Origin of the sequence: Janthinobacterium sp. SUN137, from assembly GCF_030587265.1 — a bacterium.
Taxonomy (GTDB): Bacteria; Pseudomonadota; Gammaproteobacteria; order Burkholderiales; family Burkholderiaceae_D; genus Janthinobacterium; species Janthinobacterium kumbetense.
This window is the reverse complement of record NZ_JAPWHZ010000005.1, coordinates 145982-164906: the sequence shown is the minus strand read 5'-3', so window position 1 is coordinate 164906 and position 18925 is coordinate 145982. Positions and strand designations below refer to the sequence as shown.

The 18925-nt window shown below is 66.0% G+C and carries 19 protein-coding genes; 8 read left to right on the top strand and 11 right to left on the bottom strand.

Translation table 11 applies throughout. The features are described 5' to 3' along the window. Position 1: 1 nt before the first annotated feature. Positions 2-910, bottom strand: a complete 909-nt coding sequence (locus O3298_RS24760; RefSeq protein ID WP_251349961.1) for a MoxR family ATPase — start codon at positions 908-910, stop codon at positions 2-4. A gap of 244 nt (positions 911-1154) precedes the next feature. Here O3298_RS24760 and O3298_RS24755 point away from each other — a divergent pair, with 244 nt between their 5' ends. Continuing rightward, a complete protein-coding gene (locus O3298_RS24755; protein WP_289918318.1) occupies positions 1155-2081 on the top strand; it encodes a histone deacetylase family protein in 927 nt (308 codons plus the stop codon). A 13-nt stretch (positions 2082-2094) separates the two neighbouring features. Here O3298_RS24755 and O3298_RS24750 read toward each other — a convergent pair whose 3' ends face one another. Continuing rightward, entirely contained in the window at positions 2095-2481 is a 387-nt protein-coding gene (locus O3298_RS24750) for a hypothetical protein (protein ID WP_305054437.1), read from the bottom strand. Between the two features lie 169 nt (positions 2482-2650). Continuing rightward, on the bottom strand, positions 2651-3448 hold the full coding sequence (locus O3298_RS24745; RefSeq protein WP_305060776.1) for a hypothetical protein: 798 nt from the start codon (positions 3446-3448) through the stop codon (positions 2651-2653). Positions 3449-3675: 227 nt separating this feature from the next. Here O3298_RS24745 and ylqF point away from each other — a divergent pair, with 227 nt between their 5' ends. Beyond that, positions 3676-4596: a ribosome biogenesis GTPase YlqF gene (gene ylqF / locus O3298_RS24740; RefSeq protein ID WP_071324898.1), complete on the top strand. Its 921-nt coding sequence runs from the start codon at positions 3676-3678 to the stop codon at positions 4594-4596. 69 nt (positions 4597-4665) lie between these two features. On the opposite strand, the gene O3298_RS24735 is transcribed toward ylqF, so the two are convergent. Further along, positions 4666-5469 (bottom strand): class III extradiol ring-cleavage dioxygenase, encoded by an 804-nt coding sequence (locus O3298_RS24735; protein ID WP_305060775.1) that lies wholly within the window; start codon positions 5467-5469, stop codon positions 4666-4668. Positions 5470-5583: 114 nt separating this feature from the next. Between O3298_RS24735 and O3298_RS24730 the strand changes: the two genes are divergently transcribed. Further along, a complete protein-coding gene (locus tag O3298_RS24730; RefSeq protein ID WP_305060774.1) occupies positions 5584-6474 on the top strand; it encodes a LysR family transcriptional regulator in 891 nt (296 codons plus the stop codon). Here the strand turns inward: O3298_RS24730 and O3298_RS24725 are convergent, their stop codons facing one another. Further along, complete coding sequence (locus O3298_RS24725) at positions 6475-7359, bottom strand: hypothetical protein (protein WP_305060773.1); 885 nt, start codon at positions 7357-7359, stop codon at positions 6475-6477. It abuts the gene before it with no gap. Beyond that, entirely contained in the window at positions 7356-9644 is a 2289-nt protein-coding gene (locus tag O3298_RS24720) for a M1 family metallopeptidase (protein ID WP_305060772.1), read from the bottom strand. Before O3298_RS24720 ends, O3298_RS24725 begins: the two co-directional genes overlap by 4 nt. Positions 9645-9889: 245 nt before the next feature. Between O3298_RS24720 and O3298_RS24715 the strand changes: the two genes are divergently transcribed. The 5 genes from O3298_RS24715 (at position 9890) to O3298_RS24695 (ending at position 14147) form a co-directional block, all read left to right on the top strand. Then, positions 9890-11425 (top strand): TonB-dependent receptor, encoded by a 1536-nt coding sequence (locus tag O3298_RS24715; RefSeq protein WP_305060771.1) that lies wholly within the window; start codon positions 9890-9892, stop codon positions 11423-11425. Between the two features lie 147 nt (positions 11426-11572). After that, a complete protein-coding gene (locus O3298_RS24710; protein ID WP_034782052.1) occupies positions 11573-12244 on the top strand; it encodes a thiol:disulfide interchange protein DsbA/DsbL in 672 nt (223 codons plus the stop codon). A 14-nt stretch (positions 12245-12258) separates the two neighbouring features. Beyond that, on the top strand, positions 12259-12483 hold the full coding sequence (locus O3298_RS24705) for a hypothetical protein (RefSeq protein WP_305060770.1): 225 nt from the start codon (positions 12259-12261) through the stop codon (positions 12481-12483). A 234-nt stretch (positions 12484-12717) separates the two neighbouring features. Continuing rightward, positions 12718-13464 carry an SDR family oxidoreductase gene (locus O3298_RS24700; protein WP_305060769.1) on the top strand — a complete coding sequence of 249 codons (747 nt, stop codon included), beginning with the start codon at positions 12718-12720 and terminating at the stop codon, positions 13462-13464. 143 nt (positions 13465-13607) lie between these two features. Next, positions 13608-14147, top strand: a complete 540-nt coding sequence (locus tag O3298_RS24695; RefSeq protein ID WP_305060768.1) for an ester cyclase — start codon at positions 13608-13610, stop codon at positions 14145-14147. 10 nt (positions 14148-14157) lie between these two features. On the opposite strand, the gene O3298_RS24690 is transcribed toward O3298_RS24695, so the two are convergent. The 5 genes from O3298_RS24690 to O3298_RS24670 are packed head-to-tail and all read right to left on the bottom strand — an operon-like array spanning position 14158 to position 18882. Continuing rightward, the gene (locus O3298_RS24690) at positions 14158-15075 is read right to left on the bottom strand and encodes a LysR substrate-binding domain-containing protein (RefSeq protein ID WP_305060767.1); all 918 of its coding nucleotides are present in this window, start codon (positions 15073-15075) and stop codon (positions 14158-14160) included. Then, complete coding sequence (locus O3298_RS24685; protein ID WP_305060766.1) at positions 15072-15980, bottom strand: efflux RND transporter periplasmic adaptor subunit; 909 nt, start codon at positions 15978-15980, stop codon at positions 15072-15074. The genes O3298_RS24690 and O3298_RS24685 overlap by 4 nt, the downstream gene beginning before the upstream one ends. 50 nt (positions 15981-16030) lie before the next feature. Next, positions 16031-16231 carry a DUF1656 domain-containing protein gene (locus O3298_RS24680; RefSeq protein WP_070224633.1) on the bottom strand — a complete coding sequence of 67 codons (201 nt, stop codon included), beginning with the start codon at positions 16229-16231 and terminating at the stop codon, positions 16031-16033. Then, positions 16221-18365: an FUSC family protein gene (locus O3298_RS24675; protein WP_305060765.1), complete on the bottom strand. Its 2145-nt coding sequence runs from the start codon at positions 18363-18365 to the stop codon at positions 16221-16223. Before O3298_RS24675 ends, O3298_RS24680 begins: the two co-directional genes overlap by 11 nt. 10 nt (positions 18366-18375) lie before the next feature. After that, complete coding sequence (locus O3298_RS24670; RefSeq protein ID WP_034782299.1) at positions 18376-18882, bottom strand: MarR family winged helix-turn-helix transcriptional regulator; 507 nt, start codon at positions 18880-18882, stop codon at positions 18376-18378. Positions 18883-18925 lie beyond the last annotated feature (43 nt).

Genomic DNA, 18925 nt, shown 5'->3' with positions numbered 1-18925 from the left:
GTCAGACGGGTGTCGCCAGCAGCAATTGCTGCAGCAGCATGCGGCTGTCCGTGACCCCTTGCGCGGCGTGCAGGCGGTGGGCGCAGACGGGAATGAGTACGGCTTGCACATCGTCGGGCGTGACGTGGTCGCGTCCGGCCAGGGCGGCCCAGGCGCGCGCCGCCTGCAGCAAGGCCAGCGCGGCGCGCGGGCTCAGGCCATCGGCAAACACGCCCGGCACGCGGGTGGCATGCACGAGGGACAGCACGTAGTCGACGACGGCAGGTGAGGCGTGGATGGCGCGCAGGCCTGCTTGCGCCTGCAGCAATTCTTCCGCGTTCATGACGGCCGGCAAGGTTTGCAGCATGGCGCGGCGGTCGGCGCCCAGCAGCAGCTCCCGTTCGGCGGCCGCATCGGGGTAGCCCAGGGTGACGCACATGAGAAAACGGTCGAGCTGCGATTCGGGCAGGGGGAAGGTGCCCAGCTGGTGCGCGCAGTTTTGCGTGGCGATGACGAAAAACGGCTGCGGCAGCGCGCGCGTGACGCCATCGAGCGTCACTTGCCGCTCTTCCATCGCTTCCAGCAAGCCCGATTGCGTCTTTGGCGTGGCGCGGTTGATCTCGTCGGCCAGCAGCACCTGGGTAAACAGGGGGCCTGGATGAAAGATGAAACTGCCACTGCCCCGGTCATACACGCTCATGCCGGCCACGTCGGCGGGCAGCAGGTCGCTGGTAAATTGCTGGCGCTTCCATTGCAGGCCCAGCGAGATGGCCAGCGCATGCGCCAGGGTCGTCTTGCCCACGCCGGGCACGTCCTCGATCAGCAGGTGGCCGCCGGCCAGCACGCAGGCGAGGGTCTGGCGGATCTGTAACTGTTTGCCGACGAGAACTTCGCCGATCTGCTGTGCGGCCTGGTGTATTTTCGAAAACATGCTATTTCTATCACAGTAAGACGGATTATTTAATTTACAATCGCTTTGGCCAGGTCAAACCGCGCCGCCCGCCGCTTGCGCGCTCGTGGTAGATTAGCGTGACAGCAAAGGCGGCAAGGGCGGCACAGACCAGCCAGTGATTTTATGCGAGAACGGGCCAGGCAGGCAGGAATGCTCTGCAGTGATTCCGGCATGCGTTCCCGGTATGGATAGAGAGCAGAGACAGAGGTAACCAGTACAGCGCATGAGCACAGCCATTTATACCCATCCCGATTGCCAGCGCCACGAAATGGGCGACTGGCATCCCGAATCGCCGGCCCGCTTGCAGGCCATCAACGATCAATTGATCCTGGCGCACATCAGCGACCTGGTCGAGCACCGCGACGGCGTGCGCGCGCAATTGTCCGATATCGAGCGCAACCACAGCGCCACGGCCATCGGCCTCGTGCGCGACAACGTGCCGCCCGCAGGCGACTATTACCCGCTCGACGGCGACACCCTGCTCAACGCGCACAGCTACGACGCGGCGCTGGCCGCCGCTGGCTCGGCCGTGGCAGCCACGGACGCCGTCATCGACGGCGAGATCAGCAACGCCTTTTGCGCGATCCGCCCGCCCGGCCACCATGCGCGGCCCAGCGAGCCCATGGGTTTTTGCCTGTTCAATAACGTCGCCATCGCCGCCAAGCATGCGCTCGACGTGCGCGGGCTCGAACGGGTCGCCATCGTCGACTTTGACGTACATCATGGAAATGGCACGGCCGAATCCGTGGCGCACGATCCGCGCATCCTGATGGTCAGCTTTTTCCAGCACCCGTTCTATCCGTACAGCGACGTGGAATCGTACACGGACACGCGCGTCAACGTGCCCGTGCCGGCCCGATCGAAAGGCGACGCCGTGCGCCAGCTGGTGCTCGACCACTGGCTGCCCGCGCTGCACCGGCAGCAGCCGCAGATGATTTTCATTTCCGCCGGTTTCGACGCCCACCGCGAAGACGACGTGGGCGGCATGGGCCTGGTGGAAGCCGACTACACGTGGATGACGCAGCAAATGATGGCCGTGGCCAATCAGTATGGCAAGGGCCGCATCGTCAGCTGCCTCGAAGGGGGCTACAACCTGTCGTCGCTGGGCCGCAGCGTGGCCGCGCACGTGAAGGCGCTGGCGGAGCTGTAAGGGGGAGCTTGAACTACAGCAGGCTGGGGCGGCTGCGGGAATTCGTGTGGCGGTGCGTCTGGTAGTCGAGCGCGTCGCCAGCCATGAAGCGGCGCCAGGCTTGCGTGTAGACGAGCGATGATTTATCCGCGTCAAAACTGTTGAGCTGCAACATGTCGCGGTGGTGCTTGATTTCATTGACCAATTGGTCATACAGCACTTGCAAGCCATAGCTGTCGGCGCTCTGGCGCTTCAGGCGCTCTTCCAGCTGCGCCACTTGCCCCTGCAATTGCCGGCATTCCTTCTTCCACTGCAACAGGCTGCCATTGCGCGGCACGCGCTTGGCCGCCGCCTTGGCCGGGCGCGCGCTGCCACGTTCGCATTCCACGTGTGCCGCTGGCGCCTTGCCAGTGTGTTCCATCACCATATCGAGCCATCCCTATCGCCTATCTCCCTGCACCCGGCGCTAGCCAGCCTGGAAAATAATTGCTTTTCATTTAAGAGGCGATATTAGAACATACTTCTTTATTTCTTTCAGTAAATATAAGAATCCATGTGGAAATATTTGACCTGGCTGCGCGGGCGGCGCCTTACTGGTGCTGTGCTGCCTGCGAGGGCGCTGCCGGGGCGGCTCCCGCCATTTTTCCGTCGTCGGCGTAGGTCAGGGTCAGCAGGGTATTGTCGTCCCAGTTCAGGTCATGCAGCGGCGGCACGAAGCGTTGCCGGTCTTGCGTGACGCGGATGTCCAGCGTGCGCTCGCCCGAGCGCGCCTGCACGGCAAGCAGCTTGCGCACCACGGGAAACGGCACGTGGATCAGCGACGAGTGGCACGGCCCGCCTGCCAGGCGGAACAGGTTGCGCCGGACAAAGGACAACTCATCCTGCTCGACGGCCCAGCGGATTTCGCATTCCAGGCGCAAGTCGCCCAGGCGGCGCACGTTCTGGGGCAGGCCCGGCGTATGGATGTCGGCGCGCCAGCGCAGGGTGTCGCGCTTCTTGTTGCTGACCAGGTCGGCATTCGCATCGTAGGCAGTCTTGTCGCGCGACAAGGTGAAGCCGCCGTCCGCCGCCAGCGGCACGGGGATCGACAGGTTGTCGGCGGACAGGTGCAGTGTCACGCCATCGAGCCTGGCCTGCGGCGTGGCGGGAATCAGCATGAAGCGCAGCGGCGCGCCCGGCGCCAGGCGCTGGTGGTCGGCATACGCATCGAGTCCCTTGAGCATGGTGCGGTAGGGGCGCAGGTCGGGATCGCGCGTGCTTTGCACGTCGACAATCTGCTGCATTTCCTGGCTTGCCGCGTCGCCCGGCGCCGCCGCTTGTTCCTGGGCCATGGCGGGCAGCAGGCTGGCATAAAGGGAGGCGAGGAGGCAAAAGCGGGGAAAGTGCATGGATTGCGTGCCAGGTTAAGCTTGCGATGGGAAACCGTCCAGGCTGGACGGACTGCGAATCTTATCATTCATGTAACTGCCAAATTATCACCAATTGTCTCGTTCGTGTCGCACGGCTGGCGTTGGCGGCGGAAAATGGGACGTCGTGGCGGCAACCACGTAAAATAGCGGATTGACCGAACGATTTTGAAAGCAAGAGCATGGCGATACAATGGTACCCAGGACACATGAACGCGGCCCGCAAGAAAGCGGCCGAGACCATGGAAAACACCGATCTGGTGATTGAAGTGGTGGACGCGCGCCTGCCGGCAGCCAGCTGCAATCCCATGGTGGACGAGTTGCGCCTGTTCCGCCAGCGCCCTTGCCTGAAAATCCTCAACAAGACCGACCTGGCCGATCCTGCCGCCACCGCCGCCTGGGTGGCCTATTTCAATGCCCAGGAAGGCGTGACGGCATATGCGATGACGACCAAGAAGCCGGGCGACGTGGCGCGCATCCCGGAACTGGCGAAATCGCTGGCGCCGCACCGCGGCGTGCCGACGAAGCCGCTGCGCATCATGATCATGGGCATCCCCAACGTGGGCAAGTCGACCCTGATGAACGCGCTGCTGAAAAAGCGCGTGGCCAAGGTGGGCGACGAGCCGGCCGTCACCAAGATGCAGCAAAAGTTGTACCTGGACAAGAACACGATTTTGGTCGATACGCCCGGCATGCTGTGGCCGAAGATCGCCATCCCCAGCGACGGCCTGATGCTGGCGGCCAGCCATGCCATCGGCTCGAACGCGCTGATCGAAGAGGAAGTGGCCGTGTTCCTGGCCGAGGAATTGCTCAAGCGCTACCCGGACTTGCTGGCGGCCCGCTACGGCACCAAGGTCGATGAAGTCGACGCCATCGGCGTGGTCGAGGGCATCGCCGCCAAGCGCGGCTTCCGCATCAAGGGCGGCGACTACGATTTCGAGAAAGCCTCGCATACCCTGCTGCTCGACTACCGCAGCGGCATCCTGGGACGCATTTCGCTGGAAACGCCGGACACGCGCGCGGCCCTGCTGGCCCAGCACGCGGCCGAGATGGCGGAAAAAGCGGCCAAGGCGGCGGAAATCGCGGCCGAGAAGGCCAGGAATGCGGCGCGCGGCAAGCGCGGCACGTAAGTTACCGCTTCATCATGCAAAAAGCGCCGCGACAGCAATGTCGCGGCGCTTTTTTCATGCGCTGGCCGATTAGCCGAATTTGAAGCTGGTGACGGCCAGCGCGCCAAAGAAATCCTCCTCGTGGTACACGACGTGCGCCGCTTCCTGCTCGGCCGCGCCCAGCGCCACCATCAGCGGCAGCAGATGGTCTTCCTGCGGATGGGCCTGGCGCGCGCCCGGCGCCTGGTCCCAGGCCAGCAATTGTTCCAGACGCTGCTGCGGCGGCAAGGCCATGGCCTGGCGCAGCCAGGCGTCGAACTGGTGCGAGGCGACGGCGCCCGCCTGGCCGAACTGGCGCAGGTTGTGATAACTGAGGCCGCTACCGAGTATCAGCACGCCCTGGCGGCGCAGGCTGGCCAGCGCGCGGCCCACCTCGACGTGCGTGAGCGGGTCGTAGCCGTGTTTCAGCGACAGCTGCACCAGCGGCATGTCCGCCTGCGGGTAGATGGGGAACAGGGCGCTGAAGGTGCCGTGGTCGAAACCCCGCTCGTGGTCCAGGCGCGCCGGATGGCCAGCCGCGTCGAGCAACTGTTTCACCTGCGCCGCCAGTTCCGGCGCGCCCGGTGCCGGGTACTGGATCTGGTACGTATGCGGCGGAAAGCCCGAATAATCGTAGATCATGCCCGGACGGGGGCTGGCCGAAACGAGAAATTGCGGCCCTTCCCAGTGCGCCGTGACGACCAGCACGGCCTTGGGACGCGCGCCGACCTGGCGCGGGATAGCCTGCAGCGACGCTTCCAGCACGTCGTAGCGGCCGCCGAACTGGTCTTTCATGAACGGCCACGGGCCGCCGCCGTGCGACAGGAAGTAGGTGGGGAAGGTGTGCTCTTGCATGGCGGCTCCTGGTGGGAATGGCTAACGATGGAACCATGATAGTCATGCGCAGTCAGTTGATCAAGATCGCTATTATTGATATATCATTTCCATTTTGTTGATGATTGGGTCGTCATGGATACCTTGCGCAGCATGCGCGTGTTTCGCGCCGTGGTGGAGCTGGACAGTTTTGTGCGCGCCAGCGAGCGCCTGGACCTGTCGCCGGCCATGGTCAGCAAGCATGTGATGCACCTGGAGCGCCACCTGGGCGCGCGCCTGCTGAACCGCAGCAGCCGCCACCTGAGCCTGACGGAAATCGGCAAGGTGTATTTCGAACAGTGCCGCGACATGCTCGACAATCTCGACGAGGTGGAAGCCACCGTCGGCCGCACGACGGTGGTGCCGCGCGGCATGCTGCGCCTGAGCGCGCCCGTCTGGTTCGCCAACGCCATCTTTACGCGCACCCTGGCCGCCTACCGCGAGCGCTTTCCGGAAGTGACCTTCGACATCGACCTCAGCGGCCGTGTGGTGAACCTGGTGGAAGAGGGCTTCGACCTGGCCCTGCGCGTGAGCCAGGCCCCATCGCCGACCCTGATCGCGCGGCCCATCGGCAGCATCGAATTCCACCTGGTGGCCGCGCCCTCTTATCTGGCGCGCGCGGGCCACCCGCACCTGCCGCAAGACCTGGCGCAGCACGCCATGATCAGCTATTCCTTGTTGGCGAACGGCAATGAACTGGCCTTCGACGGGGTACAGAGGCGCGAGACGGTGAAGTTTTCGCCCGTCCTGCAATGCAATAACGAAAGCCTGCTGCACGCGGCCGCGCTCGACGGCATGGGCATCGCGCTGTTGCCGTCGTGGCAGACGGATGCGGACCTGGCGGCGGGGCGGCTGGTGCGCCTCTTCGACGATTTCAAGCTGGCGGGCGGCAAGGTGTACGCCGTGTACACGAGCCGCCGCTACCTGTCGTCGAAAGTGCGCACCTTCATCGACTTCCTGGCCGATGAAGGGCGCCTGGGGGCGTGATTACGCGAGCGAGCGCTTGACGTCGATCAAGGCGAACAGGCGCGCGCTGCGCATCCACGCCAGCACCAGCGCCGCCAGCTGCGTCACCAGCAAGCCGGCCACGATGGCCAGCGGGCCGGGCGCGGCCAGGTTCAGGCGCGCCACGCCCAGCAGCGCATACAGCGCCAGTCCCAGCAAGGTGATGACGAGGTAGATGGCCAGGCTGGCCAGCGGACGCCGGCGCAGCATGCCCAGTCCCCGCCACCAGGCCTTGACGGCCGACGTGCGGCGGCGGTCGACGGCCAGCGCCGCGCGGCCGGCGTCGAGCGTGGCGCAGGCCAGCAGGAACAGCAAGCCCGTGAGCAGCAAGGCCAGGTGGCGGGCCAGGTCGGCATCGGCTTCCAGGATGGCCTTTGCCGCGTGCTTGTCGGCCAGTTTCAGCGCGCCGGCGCCGATCGCCAGCGCCACGCCCAGCGGCACGATGCTCCACAGCAACATGCGCAGCATGCGGCCGTATTCGCTGAAGGCACCCGTCAGCAGGGGGCCGAAGCCGGGTGGCGCAGGCGCGCGCGCGGCCGTCACCACCAGGCCGCTCAGCAGCGGCGACAGCAGCAGGGCCAGCACGACGCCGGTGATGGCGGCCTGGCTGATGGCGGCGCCGTTGCGTCCCGTGTTGGCCACCAGGTCGGCCAGGGTCATCAGGTCGAGCTTGTGCGCCAGGGCCGCCGCATGCACGGCGTTATCGAGGCTGGCGCTCAAGGTGCGCCAGAGGGGTATGACGGCAAGGATGGCGGGGATCAGCAGCAGGCCCGCCCACAGCAGCAGCAAGCGCCATTGCAGGGCGGCGCGGCCGGCGCGCGTGGTCAGGGTCAGGCCGCTGGCCCGTGTCGTGGAAGTGGCGCTCATACGGTGGCAATCAGGGAAAGGAGGTATTGGAAGACGGCGGCAAGGTCGAAGCTCCAGCGCCGCGCGGCCGAGGTGTCGGCTTTCAGGGTGCGGCTGTCATCGAGCTTGTTGACGTCGAGGTAGTGCACGCGGTCGGGATCGAGTTCGGCCGAGACGGCCTTCACGGGCTTGCTCCAGGTGTAGCGCTGCCACAGCTGCTCGTTATCCCACACCACGCGTTCGGAGCTGCCGTCGGCGAATTTCACCAGCAGCACCTGCGGCACGGGCGCGCCGCGGCGGCGCAAGACCACGCTGGTGAGATAAGGATACGGGCCCGTGCCGGGCTTGGCGTCCGGATGCGCCTTGTCCCACGCCTCGCGTACCTTTTTCTCCTCTTTTTCCAGCGCTTCGGCCGTATGTTCCACGCGCTTGCCGTTCACCACCGCCATGCCGGCCAGCGGCGTCTGCTCTTCGCTGGTGAAGGTGCCGATGCGGTCGTCGATATTCGCGCTGGCATAGACCTGCTGCGCGAAGACCTGTTCCACGATGCGGCGCTGGCCCGTCGCCTCGGCCAGCGTTTCGCGCAGGTCGGCCACGCTCGGGTGGCGGAATTTCCACTGTTCGTAATAGGCCTTGAAGCCCCGTTCCATGGCTTCGCTGCCGATGCGCGCCTCCAGGTCGCGCATGGTGATGGCCGTGCGGCTGTAGACGGGGCCCACGCCCTGCAGGCGGTTCCACGCGTTCTGGCCCAGCGGGTCGGCCGCATCCTGGCGCGGGGCGGCCATGCGCTCGAATTCGAAGACCTTGAAGACGGGATCGAAGCCCAGGCGCTTGAGCAGGGGCGTGGTGGCGTGGATGTCCTGGCCGCGCGCGCGCAGCATGCGCTGATCCCAGTATTCGTTCAAGCCTTCGTCGAGGAGGGGTTCCTCGAACTCGTTCGACGCCAGGATGCCATAGAAATAGCCATGACCGAATTCATGGATGGTGACGAAATCGAGGCCGAATTCGGGGATGGTCTTCGGCTGCAGGTTGGCGTAGCTCGAGGCCGTGATGAAGGTCGGGTATTCCATGCCGCCCGCTTCGGCCGCGTTAAACGGCGGAATCACCACCGTCAGGGTCTTGTACGGATACGGGCCCAGGGTGCGCGAGAAATACGTGAGCGAATCCTTCGCCGCCTGCAGCGCGGGCGCCGCGTTCGACGCGTATTCGGGCGGGTACAGCACCTTGATGGCCACCGGCGGGCTGCCCGGGCCGCTCCAGCTGCCCGTCAACGGCTGCGCGCTGCGCTTGTCTGCCGTCCAGGCGAAATCGTGCACGTCGCCCTGCACATAGTGATGCGTGAGCATGCCGTTCTTTTCCTGCGGCGCGGCCTGCAGTTCGCCCGTGGCGCCCACCGTGTACTCCTTGGGCACGGTCAGCTTCACGTCGTAGTTGCCGAAATCGGCGTAGAACTCCGAATTGAGGTGGAATTCATGCGCGTTCCAGCGCGGCGCGGTGGCGCCCCGTTCGCCGGGCAGTTCCAGCACGGCGATCTTGGGGAACCACTGGCCCACCAGGTGGAAGCTGCCGAAATAGCCGGTGCGCGCGATGACGCGCGGCAGCTGGTCGAAGAAGCGGATGTCGAGCGTCGTCTCGGCGCCCGGCGCGACGGCCTGCGGCAAGTCGACGCGCACGACCGTGCGGTCGGTGGCCGGGCCGTTGTCCGGCTGGACGAAATGCCAGGGCGCCTTGGCGCCGTTCTGCGTCATGCTGCGCAGTTCGATGTAGCCCCACTCGCCGTCGCGCGTGTCGACGCCCGAGCGGAAACCCGTGTCGAGCTTGCGCTTTTCGGTGAAGAAGGTCGAATGTTCGCCTTCGAAGGCATTCAGGTACAGGTGCAGGTACACGCTGCTGACGGCTTGCGCGCTGCGGTTGCGCCAGCGCAGTTTCTGCTGGCCGTCGATCGTGTGCTTGACGGGATCGAGCGTCGCTTCGATCTGGTAATCGACGACGCGGTCCGACAGGGTCGCTTGCGCGCCTGTGCGCGCACCGCCCCAGGCATTGCTGGCGCTGGGCGTGCTGACGGCCGACGCATGCGGCGACGCCAGGGCGATGCCGTCGGCGGACGGCGCCAGCGGCGCGGGCGCGCCGGCCGGCTTGCCTTGACCCGGCTGGGCGAACAGGTCGGCCTGCAAAGCAAGGCCGGCCAGCAGCATGGCGGTGATGGAAAGGGCTTTGAGCTTGCCCGAGATGGGGAAAAAACCAATGCTGCGGCGCGTGCCGCGGGGACTTGGCGGCCCCCGGCGCGTTGTGCTACGACTTTCCATGCGTGACTCCCACAGTGACTTCTTATTGTTGATTTTTAAATGCAGTCGGCTGCGCCCAGGATCGCCGGGCGCACCTTAATATACCTACAAAAATGCCAAATAACCAATAAAATATTGGCATAAGGAAAGTACCACCGGGCTGGCGCTTGCGGCGCCGTGCGCCGTGCGTATAATGATTCGCTTTTGCCATCCCTCCGTTCCACCAGCGCGCGTCCGCGCCGCGGTGACGCCTCAAGCCTGCCGCCATGATGCCTGCCCCTCCCATCCTGACCATCGCCACGCGCACCTTGCTGCTGTGCGCCCTGGCCATGCCGGCGTGCGCGCAGGAAGGCGTGGCTGCCGGCGCGGCCGGCGTCACGCATGGCGACGTGTCCGCCGAGCTGGCGCAGGGCGGCCAGCACAGCGTGCGCGGCGCCCTGTCGCGCGAACAGGACGGCATGACGCTCGATGTGGCCATGGATGGGCTGCGCAACGGCAATTACCGCGATGGCAGCGTGTTTCACCAGCGCGGCTTCAACGGCGGCGCGGAATGGAAGGCGCGCCAGGGCCGCTTCGGCTTCAGCGCCGACCAGCTGAAGCAGGACACCCGCTATCCCGCACCCGAGGCGCCGTTCCTGGCCTTGCTGTCGGCCCGTCCGGAAGACCTGTACTGCTATGAGGTGCGGCGCGCCAGCGCCTTCGTGCAGCGCTATGTGGGCAGTTTCGAGCTGGGCGTGGAACTGTCGCAGCGGGAAAAGCGCGCCACGGCCCACTATGCGGGCGAGGACGGCAGCAGCGAATCGAGGTACAGCAGCCGCCGCCGGCAACTGGCACCCCGCCTGCGCCATTACGGCAAGGTGGGCGGCGTGGGCACGGATACGGAAGTGGGTCTGGACCTGATGCAGTGGCAGCGGCGCTCGGACCGCGATGGCGACGGGCAGCGCCGCCAGTATTCGCGCGCGCTGCTGCTGCGCGAAGAGCTGGCCTTCGGCGGCCCGTATGCGCCGCGCCTGCTGCTGGGCCTGCGGCATGAGCAGTTCCAGCTCGATCCGGCCGACCTGCCCGCCGGCGGCAGCGACTGGGAAAACCAGAATGCCTGGGACTTGCAGGGCAGCCTGCAATTGCGCCCGCAATTGAGCGTCTACGCCAAGGCCGCGCGCAGCTACCGCATCGACGACGATGGCTATACCCGCGCCGGCTACCGCCCCCTGGCGGGTCAGTTGCGGCGCGAAATGGAAGTGGGCGCCACCTTTGGCGACGCGGCGCGCAGCGCTTCCGTGCGCGTATTCAGCGAGCGCCTGAGCAACCAGATCGTCTTCGACCAGAGCCTGGGCCAGCTGGGCTTTGCGGGCAACCTCGACCCCTCGCGCCGCGACGGCATCGCCATCGAGGCCAGCATGGCGCTGGCGCGCGACTGGCGCCTCGACGGCCAACTGCGGCAAGTGCATGCACGCTACGACGATTATGCCTATGACGGCCCGGATATCGCCCTCGTGCCGAAAACCCTGGCCAGCCTGCGCCTGTACTGGACGGGGCAGGGCGGCGCCAGTGCCGACGTGGGCGTGCAATGGCTGCGCGCGCTGCGCTATGGTCCCGATTTCGCCGGCAGCTGCCTGGCGCAGGTGCCCGCGTTTGCCACCGTGGACGGGCGCTATGTGCGCAAGCTGGGCGCCTGGGAGCTGGAACTGGCCGGCAGCAACCTGGCCAACCGCCGCCATTTCGGCGATGCGCCCGGCTGCCGCTCCAGCATTTACCTCAAGGATGCGCGCCAGCTGCGCGTGTCGGCGCGCTACCATTTTTGAGGCGCGGGCGCAGCGGGGCTTAAATACGGCTTAAGCTGGCGCAAACCGGGGCGATAAACACGGCTTTTTTCCGCCCGGGCCTCATCGCCCGGCGCAAAAAGTGGTAATCTCGCCCCGTTCACGACCACTTTATGATGAAGGATTATTATGCGTTTTCTGCGTTTCTTGCGTCCCCTGCTTGCCGCCGTCACCCTGGTGGCGGCCACCGGCGGCGCCATGGCGGCCGATACCGGCTTTACCACGCTCCCGACGCCAGTGCGCACGGACACGGGCAAGAAGGTGGAAGTGGTGGAGTACTTCATGTATTCCTGCCCGCATTGCTACGCGCTCGATCCGCTGATGCACGACTGGGTCAAGAAGCAGGGCGACAAGATCGCCTTCCGTCGCATCCACCTGGCCTTCAATGGCCCGAAAGATCCGCAGGCGCACGCCTACGCCACCCTGGAAGCGATGGGCCAGCTGGACCAGTTCCACGACAAGATCTTCCGCGCCATCCACGTCGAGCGCAACCGCCTGAACCGCGATGACGCCATCCTCGACCTGCTGGTGAAGAACGGCATCGACAAGGCGAAATACCTGGACATGTTCAATTCCTTCGGCGTGCAGACCAAGCTGAAACGCAATGAGCAGCTGATCACCGCCAGCAAGATCGACAGCGCGCCGACCATCGTCATCGATGGCCGCTTCGTCACGTCGCCGGCGCAGCTGTCGCGTCCGGGGCAGTCCGAGCCGCAGACCCAGACAGCGACCCTGCGCGTGATGGATGAACTGGTGGCGCGCGTGCTGAAAGAGCGCGCCCCGGCGCCAGCGAAGAAGTAATACAGGAGAACGTCATGAAACAGCTGCCCTGGACCCTGTGCGCGCTGGCTCTTGCCCTCGTGGCCTGGCTGGCGATTGCCATCGTCAATGTGGAAAACCAGCGCAATGCGCTGGCCACCAAGGCGTGCGTGGACCCCGCGTTCAAGAACGAGGTCGACGCGAAATGCCTGGCGTCCGTGCAGTCGCGCGAACACTGGTGGCAGCACCTGACTTACGCCATGACGCATTTCAGGCCATAGAACGCCGGATAAAATCTACTGCGCGTCGCGCTTTGCGGCCGGCGATGCTCACCGGCTCGGCGCCCCCGTACAGAGTACGGTTGCGCTTCTCGGCCACAAATCACTGCCGCTCGCTACGATTTTCTCCGGCGTTGTGACGATAAGGAATAGACAGACAAACTGCCCGCCTTGCGCGGGCTTTTTTACGACTGCAGCTTACGGGTATCATGAAGCCGCAACCATTCAGGAGGGATAATGAAGGAAGTGATCTTGATTACCGGTAGCAGCCGCGGCATTGGTGCGGCGACGGCGCAGCTGGCGGCGCGCCAGGGCTATGCCGTTTGCGTTAACTATGTGCGCGATGCGCAGGCGGCCGAGGCGCTGTGCGCGCGCATCGTCGCTAGCGGGGGCGAGGCCATCGCCGTGCAGGCCGACGTCAGCGATGAAGCCGACGTGCAGCGCTTGTTTGGCGAAGTCGACGCGCGCCTGGGCACGCTCACGGCGCTGGTCAACAATGTGGGCGTGCTGGAGCAGAAATGCCGGCTGGCCGACATTTCCGTGCAGCGCCTCGAACGCGTGCTGCGCACCAATGTGATCAGTTATTTCCTGTGCTGCCAGCAAGCCGTGCGGCGCATGTCGACGGCCAATGGCGGGCAGGGCGGGCGCATCGTGAACGTCTCGTCGGCAGCCGCGCGCCTCGGCTCCCCGGGCGAATACATCGATTACGCGGCCTCGAAAGGCGCCGTCGATACGCTCACCATCGGGCTGGCGAAGGAAGTGGCGGCCGAGGGCATCCGCGTCAACGGCGTGCGCCCCGGCATCATCTACACGGACATCCACGCGTCGGGCGGCGAACCGGGACGGGTGGCGCGCCTGGCATCCGGCGTGCCCATGCAGCGGGGCGGCCAGCCGGAAGAAATCGCCGACGCCATCCTGTACCTGCTGGGACCGGGCGCCACGTATGTGACGGGCAGCATCCTCGACGTGGCGGGCGGCCGCTGATTTTCAGCGCATTTTCAACTCATTTTCAACCACTACAAGCAAGTGATTCAAGCGCTGGGCCAATTATCAAATAGGGCAAGCAAGTCCAGAATGGCGGGGTGCCCTATGCAGCAGGCACGCCGATCAACCCACCTGGATTCATTATGCCCGCACCTGTTCTTGCCCCCGCCATCCTGGCCCTTTCTCTGCTGGCCGCTGCCGCGCCAGTCCATGCCACCGTAAATCTGCCCATGCCGGCCCACCTGTCCGGCGCCGCCGCCACCGACAAGGTGGCGCTGGCGGCGCGCCGCTACGCCGCGTTCTGGCAGAGCGGCGACCCTGTCCTGGCGCGCCAGGCGCTGGCCGACGATTTCACCGACCGCAGCTTGCCCGCCGGGCGTCCGCAGGGATTGGCCGGTCCGCTGCAGGCCTCGCAAGTCTTTCATGCGGCCGTGCCGGATTTGCAGGTGGCCATCGAAGACATGCTGGTGGCGGGCGACCGTGTCACCTTGCGCCTGCATTTCACGGGCCGCTTCACGGGCGTCTTCCCCGCGCCGCAGGGCCCCTTGCAGGGGCAGGGCCAGGCCATCGATTTTTACGCGTTTGATCTGTACCAGGTGAATGCTCAGGGGCGCATCAGCGACAACTGGCACCTGGAAGACAACCTGACCCTGCTGCGCCAGCTGGGCGTGCTGGCGCCCTGACCGTGGCCCGCTAGCGCTGCGGCGGCAGGGCGGCGAATTGCTGCAGCAGGAAGTCGGCCAGCAGGGCCACGCGCGGCGGCTGGAAGCGGCTGCGCCGGTACAGCAGGTTCAGGGGGACGCTGTCGGCAAAGTAATCGTCGAGCACCGTGTGCAAGCGCCCCGCGCGCAGGTCGTCGCCGATGTCGAGCAGGGATTTATAGGCATAGCCATGGCCGGCCACGGCCCAGCGGCGGATGATTTCGCCATCGTTGCTGTGCCAGGCGCCTTGCGGGCGCAGGCTGTGGCGCTTGCCGTCCTCGCGATAGCGCCACTCCTGCGGCGCGCCGTCGCCCGCCGTGAGCACGAGCGCCGGCAGCAGCGCCAGGTCGCGCGGCGTGGCCGGCACGCCCACTTTGGCGGCCAGCGCGGGCGCCACGCACACGACGCGCCGGCCCGGGTGCAGCAGGCGCGCCACCATGTCGCTGTCGGGCAGTTCGCCGTAGCGGATGGCCAGGTCGATATCGTCCTGCACCAGCCTGGCCGTGGCATCCGTCAGGGTCAGCGCATGGCGCACCTGCGGGTGCAGCGCGGCAAAGTGGTCGAGCATCGGCAGCAGCAGCTGGCGGCCGATGTCGGACGGCGCCGAGATGCGCACCACGCCGCGCACGGCGCCGCCGCCCGCATGCAAGCCGTCTTCCGCCTGCGTCAGCAAGTCCAGCGCCTGTTCGCTGTAGTGGCGGTAGTGCAGCCCCTCGTCCGTCAGGCGCAGCTGGCGCGTGGTGCGTTCGAACAGGGTGACGCCCAGCGCCGTTTCCAGGCGCGCGATGGCGGCGCTGGCGGCGGCCGGCGACAGGCCGTGCTTGCGGCCGGCCGCGGAAAAGCTGCCCAGCGCCGCGGCGTCGAGGAACAGGGCGATTTCCGCCAGGCGTCCGGCGCCGCCGCGGCTCATGCCGGGTGCGCGGCCGCCGGTTTCTGTGCCGGTGCCGAGTGGGGCGCGGAATGGGGCGTGATCACCACGGTGCAGGTGGTGCCGGCCACCAGCAGCTGGCCTGCCGGCTGCTCGTCGATGTGGATGCGCACGGGCACGCGCTGCGCCAGGCGCACCCAGTTGAAGGTGGGATTGACGTCGGCCAGCAATTCGCGGCCCGTGGCGGCGTCGCGGTCGGTGATGCCGCGCGCGATGCTCTCGATGTGGCCATGCAGGGTGCCGCCGCTCATCAGATTCATTTCCGCCTTGTCGTCCTGCGCCAGCATGCCCAGCTTGGTCTCTTCGAAATAACCGACGACATAATATGAGGCGCTGTCGATGACGGCCAGCTTGGCCGCGCCGACGGCGGCGAAATCGCCCTTGTGCACGTTCAGGTTGGTCACGTAGCCGCTGACGGGCGCGCGCACGGTGGTGCGCTCCAGGTTCAATTGCGCCAGCGCGCGGGCGGCCACGGCGGCCTGCACTTGCGACGAGGCCGAGCTGGCGGCAAAGGCGGCGCTTTCGCGGCTTTCCGTCGAGATGATGCTGGCGTCGAGGCCTGCGCGGCGCTGCGCCTCCTTGCCGCGGCGGCCTTGCTCCGTCCTCTGCGCGGCCAGCACGGCGTCGGCTTGCGCCAGCGCGCTCGCATAGCGTTCCTTGTCGACGACGAACAGCACGTCGCCTTTTTGCACCACCTGGTTGTCGCGCACCAGCACGTCCGTGACGGTGCCGGCCACATCGGCGCTGATGTTGACGATGTCAGCCTTGATGCGACCGTCGCGCGTCCACGGCGACTCCATGTAGCGGTCCCAGACCGTCTTGCCTATCCACAGGGCTGCGGCCAATAGCAGCAGGGTGATTGCATAGCGGGTCAGTTTGCTTACCATGTCGGCAGCCTTTCCTTGATTGGGTTGAACAGTTTTTTTTATTTGCAGCGCTATTTGTAAAGCGACAGGGCCAGCGCGCCGAAGATGGCGATGAAGATGCACAGCCGCGCCAGCGACGGGTGCCACACCATGCGGTACACGCCCAGCCAGCCCAGCACGCGGTCGAGCAGGGTTTGCAGGCCGATGCTGAGGATGAACAGGGGCAGCAGGGTAGGAATCAGAATTCCGAACAGGGCGAATTCACGCGGCATGGTGGTCTCCGGCGCCAGGCGCCATGTGGTCGAGTAAAGAGGTGTAGATCGAATGCAGGTCGGCCAGCGCCGTCTGCAGGCGCGCGCTGCGCTCGGGCGTGACGCCGGCTTCGTTTTGCGCCGCGCGCACCACGGCGCCCGCCTGCAGGGTGGCCGCCAGGGCCGCCTGCAGTGCCGTGTCGCCGCGCGTGCGCAGCCAGCCGGCGATGTGGTCGACGCATTGCTGCAGCGCGTGGAGCGTGGCGCCTGGCCGGGCGGTCGCGATCAGTTCGCGCAATTCGATCACCGAGTGGCCGATTTCCAGCAGCGTCAATGCCTGGCGCACGACGGCGCGCGTGGCCTCGCCAGGCGCCGGGCCGGCCGCCGCATTGAGCTGGCTGAGCAAGTCGCGCACGCGGTTGTCGAAACGGTGTTTCACGCGCCGCGCCGGGGCCGTGCACGCATGCAGCGCTTCGCGCCACAGGGCGCGGCCGATATGGTCCTTGTGGCCCATCGTGTGCTCGGGCAGCAGCACGGCAAACACGAGGGCGGCCAGCATCAGGCCGACGATCAGCGCCATGCCCGTGTTGAGGAAGGCGGCGCCGTCGACATGCATCAGATTCGTCGGCGCCATCTGCGTGATGAAGGTCGACACGCCCAGGCCCACGCCCAGCTTGGCCGGATTCGTCATCAGATACAGGCCCACGGCAAGGAAGGGCGCAAAACTGAGTACCAGCATGGGGAAGCCGTCGCCGTGCACCAGCACGAAGTACACGCACACGAGCGACAGCGGCATGGCGATCAAGAAGCCCGCCAGCACTTGCCGGATCATCAGGATGGGGCGCGGCGAGGACGAGGCCAGCGCGCAGAACACGGCCGCCATCAGCATCGCCGTGCTGGCGTAGGGCCAGGCGAGAAAGTAGGCGCCCAGCGCCAGCAGGGCCAGGCTGATGGCCGCGCGCGCGCCGCTGGCGATCACCAGCGCGGGCGGCGTCTTCGGCGCGTAGGCCTGCGGCGTGCTGATTTCCAGTGGCGTATCGTGCGCCAGGCTGAAATACACTTCATGAAAGCGGCTCATGTCGCGCGCGAAGCGCTCGAGCAGCTCGCACACGGTGTCGAAATCGATGCGCTGCGCATGCGCGATGGGGGCGCCGTCGATGTCCGCGCGGGCCTGGCCCAGCGCCGTTTGCAGGTGCTGCTGCATGGTGTCGAGCGAGTCTTGCGACGGCGTCGTTTGCAGCGCTTCGGCGACGATGGCGTACAGGGGCGCGCAAGCCTGCATGACTTGTGTCTCGTCGTCGCGCTGCAGGCGGTCGAACAGGCGGTGGAAGGTATAGAAAGTGGTCAGCGCCGTCATGAAGGTGGCGTTGAAGGCGTGCAGCTTGCGGTTTTGCGCGCGCACGTGGCTCACTTTGCTGGTGACTTCGAACAGGGCGGCCGAGCGGCCCAGCTCCAGCGCCGCCACGTCGGCGGCGAATTGCAGGTGCGTCAGTTCCACCTGCGCCGGCGTGAGTTTTTGCTGCAGCACGTCCTGGCAAAAGGCGAGGAATTTGCCGTAGCGCGCCTGCACCGTGCGCATCACCTGCGTGCCCTGGTGGCGCGGCAGCAGCACGCTGGACACGGCCGCCGAGCAGATGATGCCCAGGCTGACCTCGGCCACGCGCGTGACGGCCAGCGCGAACACCTGCATCGGCTGCTCGATGGCGGGCAGCACGATCATGCAGGCCGTGTAGCCGGCCAGCACGTACACATACGATTGCGCGTTGCGGTGCAGGGCCGAGCCGCTCGTGCACAGGCCCACCCACAGGGCCAGGCCGGCGAACAGCAGCACGGGCTGCTGCGGGAACAGGCCGATCAGGGTCAGCGCGGCCGTGCAACCGAGCAGGGTGCCGCACAGGCGGTAAAAGCTTTTTTCCAGCACCATGCCGCTGCTGGGCAGGGCCAGGATGATGGTGGTGGTCATCGCCGTGCTGGGCGAATCGAGGCCCAGGCGGTAGGCCAGCCACAGCGCGCAGAACGAGGCGATGAGGGTCTTGCCGACGTAGATCCAGCGTTCGCCTTCCGTCGAGCGCCAGTCCTGCAGCGCCAGCGCCAGCCAGTGGGCCGCCCGGGTCAGGGGGCCGTATATAGGTTTTGTTGCTGTGGCTGGCGTCATCGATAGGCTATCAGTTCTGGTTGTTGAGATTGTTGAGGTTGCGCAACTGGCGCATGTACAGCTTGTCCAGCACTTGCAGCTCTTCGTCCGTGAAACCTTCGTACAGGGCCGAGGTTTCCTGGTACACGTCCGGCAGCGCCGTTTCGATCAGGGCGCGGCCCTTGTCGGTCAGCGAAATCATCACGGAGCGGCGGTCGCCGGGGCGCGTGCCGCGGTGGATCAGGCCGCGCGTTTCCAGGTCGTTGCACACGCGCGTCAGGTTGGCCGGCTTTTCATGGCACGCCATGCCCAGGGTGCAGGCGTTCGAGGTTTCGTCGTCCGTGCCGTACAGCACGGCCAGCACCATGTAGCTGGCATCGACCAGGTCGTGCTTTTTCAGCGCGGCATTGGTCAGATCCTTCATGCCTTTTTGAATGTGGTACGTCATGCGCAACAGGCGCATCAGTTCCATGGGGAAGCCTGGCATGCGCGTGCGGATGTTTTGCAGCCGCTTGGAGGTGGCGTCAAAAGCGGTCATGTCATATTCCTTCATGTGTGAATAAAGTTCCGATTGTATCTTG